Source organism: Thermostichus sp. MS-CIW-34 (assembly GCF_054060435.1).
The window spans coordinates 32,635-46,438 of the sequence record NZ_JBSSDE010000009.1 but is presented as its reverse complement, the minus strand read 5'-3'; the positions used below and the strand labels follow the sequence as shown (position 1 = coordinate 46,438).

Annotated in this window: 12 protein-coding genes; 7 read left to right on the top strand and 5 right to left on the bottom strand. The window is 57.6% G+C overall.

Annotated elements, in window-relative coordinates; all coding sequences use genetic code 11:
* Positions 1-68: 68 nt before the first annotated feature.
* Positions 69-1,337: an esterase-like activity of phytase family protein gene (locus tag ACVWYY_RS04830; RefSeq protein WP_457439734.1), complete on the bottom strand. Its 1,269-nt coding sequence runs from the start codon at positions 1,335-1,337 to the stop codon at positions 69-71.
* A 173-nt stretch (positions 1,338-1,510) separates the two neighbouring features.
* Positions 1,511-2,557 (bottom strand): Fe(3+) ABC transporter substrate-binding protein, encoded by a 1,047-nt coding sequence (locus ACVWYY_RS04825; RefSeq protein WP_457439732.1) that lies wholly within the window; start codon positions 2,555-2,557, stop codon positions 1,511-1,513.
* 427 nt (positions 2,558-2,984) lie between these two features.
* On the opposite strand from ACVWYY_RS04825, the gene ACVWYY_RS04820 reads away from it, so the two are divergent.
* Both ACVWYY_RS04820 and ACVWYY_RS04815 read left to right on the top strand, forming a co-directional pair.
* Positions 2,985-5,201: an NAD-binding protein gene (locus ACVWYY_RS04820; RefSeq protein ID WP_457439730.1), complete on the top strand. Its 2,217-nt coding sequence runs from the start codon at positions 2,985-2,987 to the stop codon at positions 5,199-5,201.
* Between the two features lie 153 nt (positions 5,202-5,354).
* Positions 5,355-6,596 carry an RNA-guided endonuclease InsQ/TnpB family protein gene (locus ACVWYY_RS04815; protein WP_457403027.1) on the top strand — a complete coding sequence of 414 codons (1,242 nt, stop codon included), beginning with the start codon at positions 5,355-5,357 and terminating at the stop codon, positions 6,594-6,596.
* A gap of 18 nt (positions 6,597-6,614) precedes the next feature.
* On the opposite strand, the gene ACVWYY_RS04810 is transcribed toward ACVWYY_RS04815, so the two are convergent.
* From ACVWYY_RS04810 to accD, 3 genes are all read right to left on the bottom strand, one after another.
* Positions 6,615-7,319: a class I SAM-dependent methyltransferase gene (locus tag ACVWYY_RS04810; protein ID WP_414407702.1), complete on the bottom strand. Its 705-nt coding sequence runs from the start codon at positions 7,317-7,319 to the stop codon at positions 6,615-6,617.
* Between the two features lie 101 nt (positions 7,320-7,420).
* Entirely contained in the window at positions 7,421-7,816 is a 396-nt protein-coding gene (locus tag ACVWYY_RS04805) for an STAS domain-containing protein (RefSeq protein WP_457439727.1), read from the bottom strand.
* A 239-nt stretch (positions 7,817-8,055) separates the two neighbouring features.
* A complete protein-coding gene (accD, locus tag ACVWYY_RS04800; protein ID WP_414344447.1) occupies positions 8,056-9,000 on the bottom strand; it encodes an acetyl-CoA carboxylase, carboxyltransferase subunit beta in 945 nt (314 codons plus the stop codon).
* Positions 9,001-9,124: 124 nt separating this feature from the next.
* On the opposite strand from accD, the gene ACVWYY_RS04795 reads away from it, so the two are divergent.
* The 5 genes from ACVWYY_RS04795 (at position 9,125) to ACVWYY_RS04775 (ending at position 13,709) form a co-directional block, all read left to right on the top strand.
* Positions 9,125-9,991, top strand: a complete 867-nt coding sequence (locus tag ACVWYY_RS04795) for a tRNA (5-methylaminomethyl-2-thiouridine)(34)-methyltransferase MnmD (RefSeq protein ID WP_457439724.1) — start codon at positions 9,125-9,127, stop codon at positions 9,989-9,991.
* 153 nt (positions 9,992-10,144) lie between these two features.
* The gene (locus ACVWYY_RS04790) at positions 10,145-10,777 is read left to right on the top strand and encodes a hemerythrin domain-containing protein (protein WP_457403022.1); all 633 of its coding nucleotides are present in this window, start codon (positions 10,145-10,147) and stop codon (positions 10,775-10,777) included.
* A gap of 93 nt (positions 10,778-10,870) precedes the next feature.
* Positions 10,871-11,059, top strand: a complete 189-nt coding sequence (locus ACVWYY_RS04785) for a DUF4089 domain-containing protein (protein WP_011430915.1) — start codon at positions 10,871-10,873, stop codon at positions 11,057-11,059.
* On the top strand, positions 11,056-12,456 hold the full coding sequence (locus ACVWYY_RS04780; protein ID WP_414383519.1) for an AtzE family amidohydrolase: 1,401 nt from the start codon (positions 11,056-11,058) through the stop codon (positions 12,454-12,456). The genes ACVWYY_RS04785 and ACVWYY_RS04780 overlap by 4 nt, the downstream gene beginning before the upstream one ends.
* Positions 12,457-12,794: 338 nt before the next feature.
* Entirely contained in the window at positions 12,795-13,709 is a 915-nt protein-coding gene (locus ACVWYY_RS04775; RefSeq protein ID WP_457439722.1) for a hypothetical protein, read from the top strand.
* The last annotated feature ends 95 nt before the right edge of the window (positions 13,710-13,804 follow it).

Sequence of the window (13,804 nt, the reverse complement as noted above, 5' to 3'; positions counted from 1 at the left end):
AGCTACCTCTTGAGCAACTCCTGGGGAAGAAAAGGGGATCCTCCAGGGATCCCCAACCAAGTTTTCTCTCAAAACAAGCTCTTGGGCAGCTTAACGAAATAAACGATGTTCTCGTCTTGCTTGTTACCAAGGTAAGGCATAGTTTTTTCTTGAACCGCGCCCTTTTCCGAGACGATGCCAAAGTCGTCGTCGTTAACTATCGCTAGGGTAGTTGAGTTGAGAATGGCCAACCCCTCGGGCTTGTCGTGGGGATAATTGGGGATCGACATAATGTCAAATACTTCTTCTTTGGAAACGGGCTTGATCCCCGCTGCAATGATTTCCTCTTGGGTTAACTGCTCCAGAGTCTTGCCGTTAACCAGCAGGCCATTTGGACCAGGATCAAAGACATCCGTGGCAGCGGCAGTATCGATTTTGTAGATCTTCTTCGTAGCCTCTTTGTCCTCTCCCGGCGTTTTGCCATCCCGTTCGAGAACCAGGAAGGTTGTGTCGGTAATGGCGACAATTTCGCTAACAGCGGTGCCAGTTCCCTCTAAAGGATAGAGGTATTCTTTGAACTTGCCCGTGGCCAGTTCATAGAAGAGTATCCTGCAAACAGTTGCGGTCTTTTGAACATCTTTGTTGGGGTTCAAAAGCGGAGACTGCATGATGCCGACCAAGTATTTCTGATCGGGCGTCAGAGTTAGCCCCTCCATGCCGCGATTGGGGCGCCGATTTTTGTAAACTTCTGGAAGCTTTTTGCCGCCAACTCCACTTCCAAAAGGATTTAGCCACTCGATGGCCTTGCCATTGGAATCAAAATGGATCAAGTGAGGTCCGTATTCGTCGGCAACCCAAAAGCTTCCATCTTTGGCCACCGCGATCCCCTCTGGATCGATACCTTTGGGATCCGGCGCAAGCTGCTTGCCGCTGAGATCGTAGGCATTCTCTCCCGTTCCCCCCGAGTCAGATGGATTGGGGATCCCGGTGAGATTTTTGCCTGTCTCGTCTTGCAGCAGGATGACCCTGTCCAACTTGAAGCCCTTGCCGTCCAAAGACAATCTGGCAACTTGAGGGGTAAAGTCTGGCTTAGGGAAAATCTTGTCGTTTGACTCAGCTCCATCAATATTGGGACCGCGATCGGTGAGCACATAAAAATATTGGCCATCAAAGGCAAGGCCAGAGCCAAACCCACCATTGTAGATTTTGACGCCGTTTTCTGTGGTCAAAAGCAGATCCCGCTTTGGAACAGGAGCCTTTTCGGGAAGGTTTTCAATTGCCTTTGCCGGGCTATTGGTGTAGAAAGAAGTTAAAGAAAGCAGGAGCAAGAACAAGCCTGCTGTTCGCAGTTGTTTCATTTGGCAAACCTCCAGAAGCTTTTGAAAAAGAAAGACAGGACGCCTGAGCGGCCTCGAACGGAAGCAACGCCGTCCTAGAGTATCGACGCTTGGCCAAGAACCGTCAAGCTGCTTAACGTTCACGGCGTCAAGCAATGAAAGGCTGCACTCAGGGCCTGTCCTGGAGGCCTGATCTACTTCCAACCGGCCCGATCCATTACCTTCAGGGCATCAGGGGTGACGCGGCCAATGCTGGCGGCGTTGATCGTATCTTCCTTAAAGGTGCCAAAGCTGGCCACCACCGAGTCGATCTCAGCCCCGGGCAGTACCGGGTACTCATTGTTGCTCTGGGCAAAAATGGCCTGCGCCTCTGGCCCGGAGAGAAACTCCAAAAATTGGATGGCCGCGTCTTTGTTGGGAGCTGTTTTCAGAATGCCGGCCCCGCTGATGTTGACGTGGGTGCCACGATCCTGCTGGTTGGGGAAGAAGACGCCGATTTTCTCGGCTACGGCGCGCTCTTCTGGATTGTCGGATTTGATCAAACGCGGCAAATAGTAGGTGTTGGCCAAAGCCACGTCTCCCACCCCGGCGGCCACGGCCTTGATCTGATCCGTGTCTCCCCCTTCCGGCGGACGGGCAAAGTTGGCCACCAAGCCCCGGGCCCATTGCTCCGTTTCCGGGATCCCGTGGGCCAAGATGATCGAGGCCGTCAAGGATTGGCTGTAAACGTTGCTGGAGGAGCGGGTGAGCACCTTGCCCCGCCATTTGGGGTTTGCCAAGTCCTCATAGGTGGACAACTCCTTGGGATCCACCTTGTCTTTGTTGTACATGATCACCCGCGCCCGCTTGGTGAGGCCAAACCAGTACCCCTCTGGATCCCGCAGAGACTCGGGAATATTTTTGGAGAGCGTCTCCGACTGGATGGGTTGAAACCAGCCCTCGTTCTGAGCCCGCCACAACCGGGCAACATCCACCGTCATGAAGATGTCGGCGGGGCTGTTGGATCCCTCGCTGCGGATGCGCTCGATGATCTCATCGGCTTTGCCCTGCACCCAATTCACGGTAATGCCCGTTTTCTGCTGGAAAAGTTCGTACAATTTCTCGTCTGTGCTGTAGTGTCGCGAGGTGTAGAGGTTCACTTCCCGATTGGCGCCATGGGCCGGACGCAGAAGAGACCCTGCTGCCAGAGCCGCAGAACCTAGCGTGGCTCCACTGACAAATTGCCGTCGCGATAAGCGCATACCCAACTCCTAAGTTCAAAAACATCTCAAGAGACACAGCTCCACCGGCCAGGCTCTCTCTGAGAAAGCACCGGAAAGCCAAGCCCAAAGGACAAAGACAGTCCCCGCAAGCCTCACTCTGTTGGCTCTTATCTTGGGCCAACCTTATTGAGACTTTTATTCAAGAACTTTGCCTTGAGGAAATGATAGGAGATCTCAAGTACCAGGTCAAGCTCTTGGGAGTTGTTCTCACTTCTCACCCTTTGGGATGGAACTGGCCAACTTCCCCCTGTTCTCGACAGCACTCGAGATGGCCGGCGACCCAGCCGATCTTGCCGATCTTGTTGAGCAATCGGTCTGTGGCCGGAGCCCCGCGGAGCAGTATTGACAACACCCGCAAAAGCTGGAAGGGCTTCGGGTATAACGGGAGCAGGGTAGATGGCGGAGTATGGTGGGCTCCCTTTCTGGACTACCTCAGGCGCAGGTGCAAGAGAACGGCAGGGATCCGGGCGTCTCTATCCTGGTCTGCGGCTACAACGATTTGGTGGAGCTCACTCTCCAGGCCCTAGAGGCTTTTGGACAGCGGGCTGTGGTGGTGGCTCCCGGCCCACGGCCCTATCCGAAAGAGGACTGGGAATACCTGCAGGGGGATCCGCGACAGCCGGAGGTGTTACGGCAAGCTGGGATCGAGCGGGTCAAGGTGGCGCTGCTGCTGGAGGACGATGACCAAGCCAACTTTGAGCTGGCTTTGCTGATTCGAGATCTCAACCCACAGGTGCGCGTCGTCTCGCGTCTGTTCAACCACAGCCTTGCCCGCTATCTCGACTCGGCTTTGCCGCAGCATTTTTCCCTATCGGTGGCGGCTTTGGCTGCCCCGGCTTTTGCCCTTAAGGCTGTTTCCGACGAATTTGTTGGCTACTTTGAGCTGCCCCAGCTGGAAGCCCAGCCGGCCACGCTTCCGCCAGAGCTGGCAGATCCGGCTTACTTTGTCTCAGACCGAGAGACCACCCTCTGGAACGTGGTAGAGCTGACCATCGGATACAACTCCCGCCTGCTGCATATGCCCCTCTCGGAGCTGGAGGAAACTTTTGGGGCGCGGGTGCTGTTTCATTACCCGGTGGATGGGCTTTCTAACTTTTCCAAACAGCGAGTTTTCGACGACTTTGACCACGAGGCAGAGCTGCTGGAGGGGGATCGCGTTTTGGTCATTTGCGATCCCAGAGCCTACCTGCAACTGTTGGAACGCAACGGGCGACGGGGCTCCTCACGGGCACAGCGCTGGGCCAGCGGCCAGATGCAGGACAAGCGACAACAACGGCAAGGCAGGTCGTTGGGGCGGGGATCCCTTGGGTCTTGGCTGCGCAGAGGAGTGCAGGGACTCCTACAGGTCAAGCCCATCGTGCGCACCCTCACCTTCACCTTGGGGGCCATGCTGGTGCTGGGGGTGATCAACTTCAGGATGATCGGCAAACCCCTCATCGATGGGCTGTTGCTGACGATCGTGGTGCTGACAGGGGGCTACGGGGATATTGAGGCTTTTCAACAGCCGGAAACACCGCTGGGGGTGAAGGTGCTGGCGGTGATGATGACCTTGGTGGGGGCTGCCCTGGTGGGGTTGATTTACGGCTTGGTGACCGACAAATTGGTGAGCAGTCGCTTTGGCTTGGGTCGGGCTGCCCGTATGCCCAAAGAGGATCATGTGGTGATCGCAGGGTTGGGGCGGCTGAGCTATTTGGTGCTGCAGTTGTTGCGGCAGATGGGCTACGAGGTGGTGGTGGTGGATCCCAATAGCGAGAACCCTCTCTTGGAGGCAGCGGAACGGGAGGGAGCGGTGGTGGTTCGTGGGGATTATGCCCTGGCAAGCACGCTGCAGCAGGCTCGCATTCAAGGCAGCCGCTGCCTGATCTGCACCACCCCTGACGATCTCACCAACCTGGAGACGGCCCTGACGGCCCACAGCCTGCAGCCGGGGATCCGCACCATTTTGCGGGTTACCGATCCCGAATTGGCGGCTCGCATGCAGCGCCACATGCAGACCCTGGGGATCAGCTACAGCGCTACCGGGTTGGGGGCACGGGCTTTTGCCACAGCAGCACTGGTGGGATCCGTCTACGGCACTCTGGCTTGGCAAGGGGAAACTCTGCTGGTGACGCTGCTGGAGGTCTCGGCCGATTGCCACTACCTGGGGCTATCCTTGCGCCAACTGGCCCAGGACTATGACCTGGTGATCTTGCTGCATCGCTCCCGACCGGGGAAACCCTGTGTTTTTCCCAAGATCTGGCAAAAAGAGGGCAAGACCCTGTTGAAAGAAGGCGATCAACTCTATGTGATGGGAACGGTGGAATCCCTGATTCGCTTAACCCAAGGACGGCCTCTTCCCCCAGAGCTGTATCAGGTGCGCCTCCTAGAGTATCGCAACCCCTATTTTGAAGAGGAGATCCTCTCGGCTTTATCGTTCTACGCACGCCTGCCCAAAACGGCCCTGAAACCCCTATTGGGCTGTCTGCCGGCGGTGGTGAGCCCACCCCTTCCCCGCGACAAGGCAATCAAGTTAGCCCGCCAACTGCGCAAGATGAGCACTGAAGTGCAGGTGTTTGCCCAGGCGCAGCCTGCCCATTGGATCCCTGCAGCCATGAACGAAAACAGCGAGAGTAATCTGAATTGATTTGGACACTGTTCTGTTTATTGGTCTATTCTGCACTCCGTAGTCCAAAACATCTCGTTATGGGCAGTTGGACATTCAGCTAGAAATCGCAGGAGCCCCGCACTGTACCCGTAGGGTCAGTGTCGGGAGGAATGCGGAAGTTATGATAGAACCATGACCCAAGTCCTGACCGTCTCCTGCAAGCTCAAGGTAGCCCAGTCGCAAGCCGCAAAGTTGGATGCGACAATGGATGCCTTTGTGCAGGCGTTGAACTGGGTCAACCAAAACACACCAGAAAAAGTAGTCAACGCAGTCAAACTCCAGTCCCTTTGCTATTACCAGATTCGCGCTCGGTTTGGCTTGTCCAGTAACTTGGCAAGGACTACGTCCCGCTTACGCGACCAGCAGGTCTGCAGACGGCTGGCCGGCGCCCGTAAAGTTGCCCAACAGAAAAACCGCCCCGTCAAAGCGTTCAAAGGGGGCTTCGCTACCTACGACGCTCGTATCTTTTCGTTCCGCGAGAAAGACTGGACGGTGTCGCTGACCACGGTGGAGGGTCGGGAGCGCTTTGAGCTGGCGATTGGCCGCTACCAGAGAGAACGGCTGGCGGGCTCCAATCCCAAATCTGCCACTCTGGTCAAGCGTAAAGACGGCTCCTACTCTATTCAGATCTGTGTGGAAGCGGAGCCATCCCCACCGCAACGCACGGGTAGAGTGCTGGGGGTGGACTTGGGGAGGACGGATATTGCCCATACGTCAGACGGGGACAATTGGAATGGACAGCAGTTGAACAGAGTCCGCGACCACTACTCCCGGTTGAGGGCGGTACTCCAACGCAAAGCCAGTAAGGGCACACGCAGTTCGCGGCGCAGATGCAGAGAACTGTTGCAACGGCTGTCTGGCAAGGAAAGACGCTTTCAGTCGCGTCAGCGTTGCGTAGCAAAAACGTGGGTCAATCATCGCATCTCCAAAGCTATTGTCTCTAGGGCAAAAGCTACCAACAGCGCTATCGCTCTGGAAGACCTGACAGGGATCCGAGAAAGGGTCAATCAACAGCCACGCAGCAAAGCCGAGCGGCGCAGGGCCAACAGTTGGGCGTTCTACCAGCTACGCCAGTTTCTGGAATACAAGGCGAGAGTTGCAGGGGTTTCTCTGGTTCTTGTGCCGCCTGCTTACACGTCACAGACCTGCCACAAATGCCTGCACGTCCATCCCGACCCTGCGCAATCCTACCGCAGTGGAAAGAAGTTTAAGTGTGGGCACTGTGGATGGGAAGGGGATGCGGATTTGAATGGTGCGAATGTGATTGCGCTCTTGGGGGCTGTCGTAAACCAGCCTAGAGGTTCGGGCCTGTTTTGTTCTCTGGTAGGGCAGAGCAGGCTCAGGGCTACTGAAAGCCCGCTCCGTACCGCTTAGCGGTCGGAGCCGGGTAGTTTACGAGATAGGCTTTTCGGCTGCAAGTCGCACAAAGCGATTTTGGTTGTAGAGCTGCTGAGCCACCACCGCGAAACCCACCTTCTCCAACAACCACACCAGGTCTTCGGCGCTGAAGCGATTGTGCTCGTAGAAGTGGGTAAACTGATCCAGCAGCGTTTCCAAAGGCGTGTCCGACTGGAAGAGTTGGGCCTCTGTATCGGCATCGAAGTAGAGGCTGAGCGGGGCGCGCACCCAATCCACCAGCAAAAATCGCCCCCCCGGCTTGAGTAGACGCAACACCTCCTGCAACAAGCGCAAGGGCTGCACCATCTCGTGCAACACCACCACTGCCTGAGCTGCATCGATGCTGTTGGCCGCAAGCGGCAAGTGAGGGTCGTGCAGGTCGGCCTGCAGCAGCTGGATTCCAGGGATCCCTTTCAAATCTGCCGCCGCTCGCTCCAACATGTAGGGCATCACATCCACCCCGATGAAGTGCCCTCCGGGATAGCGTTGCGCCCACTGACCCAGAGCAAACCCCGGCCCGGTTCCCAGATCCAACAAGCGCGGTGCAGGAGGCAGACAGGGCTCGATGTGCATCTGCCAGAACTGCCAAAAAGCCTCATTAAAACGCCCCGGCGCTGTTGCCAGCATGCGCTCGCAGAAGCTGGGGCCACGGTGGTGCTGGTAGAGAAGCTGAAAGGTATCGAGGCCGGTCTGGGGCATGGCTGAAGATTGTTGAGAAAATTGCTAGAGGGATCACCAGAATTCGCTGATGGGCTGAAAAGAGCATCGGGGGATCCCCAAAAGTAAGGCCTAATGTCGGCCTAACGAGCCGTGGGAGCGCTGGAAAAGTTGGCGATGCCGGTCTCCAGGTCGCTAAAGCAGGTCAATACCTTTTCCATAGAGGTGAGGTTGAGGACGAGGGCCACATTTTCCGGCACGCAACAGAGGCTGAGGTTGCCCCCGGCAGCACGGCACTTGCGCAAAGCCGAGATCAACACCCCCAGCCCAGAGCTGTCCATAAAAGTGACCGACGACATATCGATCAACATATTGGTGTAACCGAAATCTAAAACCTGCTGGAGCAATTGCCGAACTTCTGAGGCGGCCTTGGCATCAAAACGACCTTCCAGGGGCACAATTGCCAGTTTTTGCCCTTGTGGAGTCTCAGCAGTACGGATGCGCAGCTTGAAATCCATCGTTTCCGGTGAAGACCTCATGCCCCACCTTAACACCATCCGCTACCGCCCACCAGGAAATCTTGTGAAGATCCCCAGGGACAGCGCGGCTCCCTCCAAAAACATCTGCCCTCTCGCCCCCAGCTCCTCTCCCAACAAGCCAGAGGGAAGCCGTGTAAACCCATGAAGTAAGAGCCGCCCCAGAGCTTAGCAGGAACTCCATCCCCCGCAGGGAAGGGATCCCGCCTCGGCCACCCATCTCAGGTTCCAGCCAGATCTACCTACAGCATGGGCTGCAGGGTTAAAGCCTCCGAGTCTATGGAGGGAAGGGACATGTGCAAACGGGGACGGTGCATGGAGAGCAACTGGGCCAGGCGCTTGCGCAGCTCAGTACGGGGCACAATCGCGTCGATGAGCCCTTGGGCCAGCAGGTACTCGGCGGTTTGGAAGCCTTCTGGCAGCTTGCCCTTGCCAATGGTTTGCTCGATTACGTTGGGCCCGGCAAACCCCACCTGCGCGCCCGGCTCGGCCAGGATCAAATCTCCCAGCATGGCAAAGCTGGCAGTTACCCCGCCATAGGTGGGATGGGTGAGCACGGAGATGAACAATTGTCTGGCGTCGCGGTGCCTTTGTAGGGCGGCTGAGGTCTTGGCCATCTGCATGAGGCTGAGGATCCCTTCCTGCATGCGGGCTCCCCCCGAAGCCGAAAACAGGATCAAAGGCAGGTGATCGCAGGTGGCCCGTTCCGTGAGGCGGGCGATCTTCTCTCCCACCACCGAGCCCATGCTGCCGCCCATGAAGCGAAAGTCCATCACTCCAATCGCCACCGGGATCCCTTCCAGGCTTCCCAACCCTGTCAGGACGGCATCCTTGAGCTGGGTGCGCTCCTGGTAGGTGGCCAAGCGCTCGGAGTAGGGCTTTTGGTCGAAAAAGTGTAGGGGATCCGTGGGAGCCAGGTGCTCGTCGAGGGGTTGCCAGGATCCGGGATCCAAAAGCTGTTCCAGCCGCTCTGGAGCTGTAATGCGATGGTGATGCCCACAGCTAGGGCAGACTTGCCAGTTTTGCTGCAGATCCTTGGTGTAGGTCAGAGTGTCACAGGCAGGACACTTTTGCCAGAGGCCGTCGGCAATCTCTCTTACCTGACGCTCTTTGTCGAAGGGGCTGCTACCTGTCAGGTTTAGAGAGGTTTGTCTGCGCCGTTCCGCAAACCAATCCAGTAAAGACATAGCCGTTGAAACACCTTTTCTGGCCAGGGATGTTGAGAGCCCTGCCGGTGAGCTGCGAAACACATCTCAACGTTCTCAAGCTATCAAAGAATCGCCCGACTGAAAATAGAGACAACAGCAAGCGATGGAGACTCGGTGGCAGGTGCTGACCACAGGGGATGGATCCCTGACCTTTTTCTCGGAAGAGTTTGGACAGGCTTTTCACAACGTCAGTGGTGCCGCTCAGGAGGCTCTGGAGAAGTTTGTCCGCCCTTGCCGGCTGGATCGGCTGCCTTTGGAGCGGGATCCCGCCCAGCCCATTCGCCTTTTGGATATTTGCTTTGGCTTGGGCTACAACTCCGGCCTTGCCCTAGAAACCATTTGGCAAATCCGGCCCGATTGTCTTGTGGAGGTAATCGGCCTGGAGCGATCCCCGGAAGTACCCCGGCAAGCTTGGCAGGCAGGGGTGGGATCCGACTGGAGCTTTGGGCAAGAATGGCAACACTGGATTGAACAGGGATCCTGGCAATCGGAGCGCTGGCGCGGAACGCTGCTGTGGGGCGATGCCCGGCAAACGGTGTTGCAGGTGCCGCTGGGGTGGGCAGATGCGGTGTTTTTGGATCCCTTCTCGCCTTCTGTTTGCCCAGAGCTGTGGACGGTGGATTTCCTGCGGGCCGTGGCCGAACGGATGCGCCCCAGCGGGATTTTGGCCACCTATTCCTGTGCAGCGGCGGTGCGAGCGGCTCTGTTGGAAGCAGGGCTTTTCATCGGCTCTACCCCCCCGGTAGGTCGTCCTTGGCCGGGGACAGTGGCCTCGCCCCAACCCGATCACCTGCCGCCTCTTTCCCCCATGGAGTGGGAACACCTGAAAACCCGCGCTGCCGTGCCCTATCGGGATCCCACCTTGAAAGGAGATAGAGCGCAAATCCGTCTGCAACGCCAACGGGAACAGCAGGGATCCCCTTTGGAGCCCACTTCTGCTTGGAAACGCCGCTGGCCTGTGCAAGCCTAGAGAGTGGCGTTGCCGGAGTTCAGATCTGGACAACTTTTCCCAGGATTGCTGCCCGAGTGTATCCAAGACACCTGCGCTATTCCCGTACCCTTACGCAAGCCATCATTTCTTGACAAAGTTAAGCTAGGATGAAACTTTTCTGCTGTGAATGCCATGTCCTCTGAGGAGTCCCTCCCGCTGACGCGAGCAACCTCTGCCGGTACGCTGGTTGCCCTTTGTGCTGAACAGCACCGCGTCATCCTGCAGTTTTTGACTCGCCTGTCTCGAGCGCCGGAGTTGGATCTGGAGCAGCGACGCCTCTGTGTACAAAGGTTGCGACAGCGCCTCTCCCGCCACATTCAACTGGAGCGGCATGTTCTCTACCCCCTGCTCAGGTCGGCTCTCCAGGCGGATCCCCACCTTAGCGACCAAATTGAGCGGCTGGAGCAACATCTGGGGGATCAGATTCCGGAGCTGACGCGCTTTTTGCACCAATCAGAGCGCACTCCCCAGCAGGTGGATCCCTCTGCTGCCCTTCACTTCTATCGGCAATTGCGGGCTCAGTTTGATCAGGAGGAGAAAATCTTGCATCCCCTCTTTGCCCAGCATGTTTCTCCCGAAGCAGAGCAGCAGCAGTTGCGTCTGTTCCGCAAACGCCTGCAAGCCAGCGCTGCTTCCAATCGCTCTGCACATAGCCGTCGCGTTGCTTTGAATGAGCTGGAACGGCAGGCGATAACCCGCCCTGTCTTGCCCAACGAGCGCTTCTGGTCGCTGCAGGGCAACGCTGTGCAGATGGCCGCTCCCTAGCCAACGACGGTCTTGTTGTTGGAGGCTGCCTGGTGGTGTTCGCAGGCGAGCTTGTGGTATCTTTGCCGCAACCGGCCTGCTGACCCTAGAACCATGCAACCCTGGGATCCCGAAACCTACGTCGATCAAATGGCCCAACTGCTGCAACTGCCCCTGCATCCTGAACACCGAGCAGGGGTGATCGAAAATTTTGCCCGCTTTCTGCCCATTGCTCAACAGGTGCTGGAGTTCCCGTTGCCGCCGATAGTTGAGCCAGATCCCACCTTTGACCCTCAGCCATGACCGGGGATCCCCATCTTCTCGGCAGCGCCGACGCGGTCTCTATTGCCAGGGCTGTCCGCCAGGGATCCGTGAGCGCCCAAGCGGTGGTGGCCGCCTGTCTGGAGCGGATTCGCCGGCGGGATCCCCAGCTCAATGCCTTTACAGCTGTCTTGGAGGAATCGGCCTTACAAGCGGCGGAGCAGGTGGATCGACAGGTGGCTCAAGGGATCCCTGTAGGCCCGTTGGCAGGGGTGCCCTTTGCCGTCAAGAACTTATTTGACGTGGCCGGCCTCACCACCCTGGCTGGCTCGGCGATCAACCGCGAGAATCCCCCGGCCATCCAAGATGCAACGGTGGTGGCTCGTCTCAAGCAGGCAGGGGCAATCTTGGTGGGCACCCTCAACATGGACGAGTACGCCTACGGCTTCGTCACCGAAAACAGCCACTACGGCCCCACCCACAACCCCCACGATCTCAGCCGCAGTGCGGGGGGATCCTCCGGCGGCTCGGCAGCTGCAGTAGCAGGAGGTTTGGTGCCTCTCGCCCTGGGCAGCGACACCAACGGCTCGATTCGGGTACCGGCCTCTTTGTGTGGCGTCTACGGCCTCAAGCCCACCTATGGCCGTCTATCGCGGGCAGGAGCGGCTCTGTTTGCCGCCAGCTTTGACCACGTGGGCCCCTTGGCCCGTTCAGTGGCCGATATTGCCCTCAGCTTCGATGTCATGCAAGGGCCGGATCCCCAAGATCCCGTCTGTACCCGGCGTCCTGTAGATCCCACCTTTGGGCAATTGGGGCAGGGGATCGAGGGCTTGCGCATCGCGGTGGCGGATGATTACTTTGCCCGAGGGGCAGAGCCCCCCATCTTGGCCGGGGTAGAAAAGGTGGCCCAAGCCTTGGGGGTCGGCCAGACTGTGCGGATCCCGGAAGCCCAGCGCGCCCGTGCCGCCGCCTTCCTGATCACGGCTGCTGAGGGAGCCAACCTGCACTTGCCCAACCTGCGAACTCGCCCCCACGACTTTGACCCGGCCACCCGGGATCGCTTTTTGGCCGGAGCCCTGTTGCCTGCCAGTTGGATCTTGCAGGCGCAGCGCTTTCGCCGCTGGTATCGCCAGCAGGTGCAGGCCATTTTTCAGGAGATCGATCTGTTCATCGCCCCCACCACCCCCTGCTTTGCCCCCTTGCTCGGCCAAGAGAAGATGGTGATCGATGGGGTAGAGGTTCTCACTCGGCCCAACCTCGGCCTCTACACTCAGCCCCTCTCGTTTATCGGCCTGCCGGTGCTTTCAGTGCCGTTGCGCGAGAGCGGATCCCTGCCCTTTGGCGTACAACTGGTGGCCGCCCCCTATCAAGAAGCCAAACTGCTGCGGGCAGCCGCCTATTTGGAGAAGCTAGGGATCCCCAATGCCCAGCCGGTCTGAGCCATGAAGAGCCCTACTTTTGCAGCACATCTAGCGCTAGAGCTCGTGGGCATCTTCTCATGAACACTAAATATGTAGATGAACCGGTTGTGTGGTCAAGACAAGATTTCAATTGCTTTTGAGGAGCCGCTTTAGTCTCTGTGTAGCCTGTGGGTAACGTCTGAAGCTGTATTGGGGCAGACTCTTTGGCCTTGGCTCGCAAGAGAGATTGGGGCACCGGATATTAAAGTAAAATTAAGCCCCCAGTTGTTGTATCAAATGCCTCCTTCTCCAGGCTTGGCCAATAGAATGAACAGCATAAAATAGACACGGCACCCCCACCTGGACTCTATAACCCTATGGATCATCCTGATTCTGTGGCTCGGCGCTACATGAAACTGTGCGAGGCCTATCTCTCTCTCAACGAAGCCTTCGACAGATTGGATCAGTCCCACAGCCACCTACAGCGCCACTTCAAACGACTCCTTGGCTATTTCAGTGCTGCCCAACAAGCTCTGGTTCAACTGCCGCTCTTGCAACAGCGGATTGAGCAGAGCGACCGCTGGATGAACTCCTTGCGAGAAGAACTGCAAGCCAAAGAAGCCCGGCTTGGCGAGCTAATCGCCAACTACAACCAAGTCTGCGGCGAGCTGGACTCTACCAAAGCAGAACTGTTGGGCGCTCAAGCGCTGATTGAGAAACTGGAAGCCGAAAATGCTCAGGTTTTGGAACGCTTGAGTCGGCTCACCAACATGGAAGAGGAAATGGCAAACTTGGCGGAACAGCTGGCCCAAGCGAACGAAGCTCGTCAGCAGATGGAGGCTCGAAATCGCGAGCTGGAGCGAGCTTTGGGAGACCGGGATCAGCACATTTACAGCCTGCAAGAGCGATTGGCACAATTGGAGCAAGAGATGACCTTCCTGAAAGCTCAGCGGGATGAGGCCCAGCAAGCTGCACAACTGGCTATGTCTCGCGCTGAGCAGGCGGAAGCTAGGCTGAAGGTGCAAACCGAACAAGTTCAGACTTTGCAAAATAAGCTCCATCAAGCCGAGGAGCAGCTGGCCATGGTAACCCTGAACGAGCTGGAGCTCCTGCTCAGCCATAACTCGATGAACCTCTTGCAAGAAGCGGAGCAGGCTGCAGAAGTAGATGCCCAGGTGCTGGCAAGCGTACCGGCCTCTCTGGCCGAGGCGGAACACATTCTGCTGGAGATCGACCAGTTCATTCAGTTCATTTTGGCCTACTCGGAGCCCATGAAGTCGCAGGCTGCGTGACATACTCCCGACGCTGTAGCTAGCTTCCCGCAGGGTTGCTACGCACACAGCGCGGGCTTCTCAGTGACCCCTGCTATCGCTTCAGGCATTTCCTG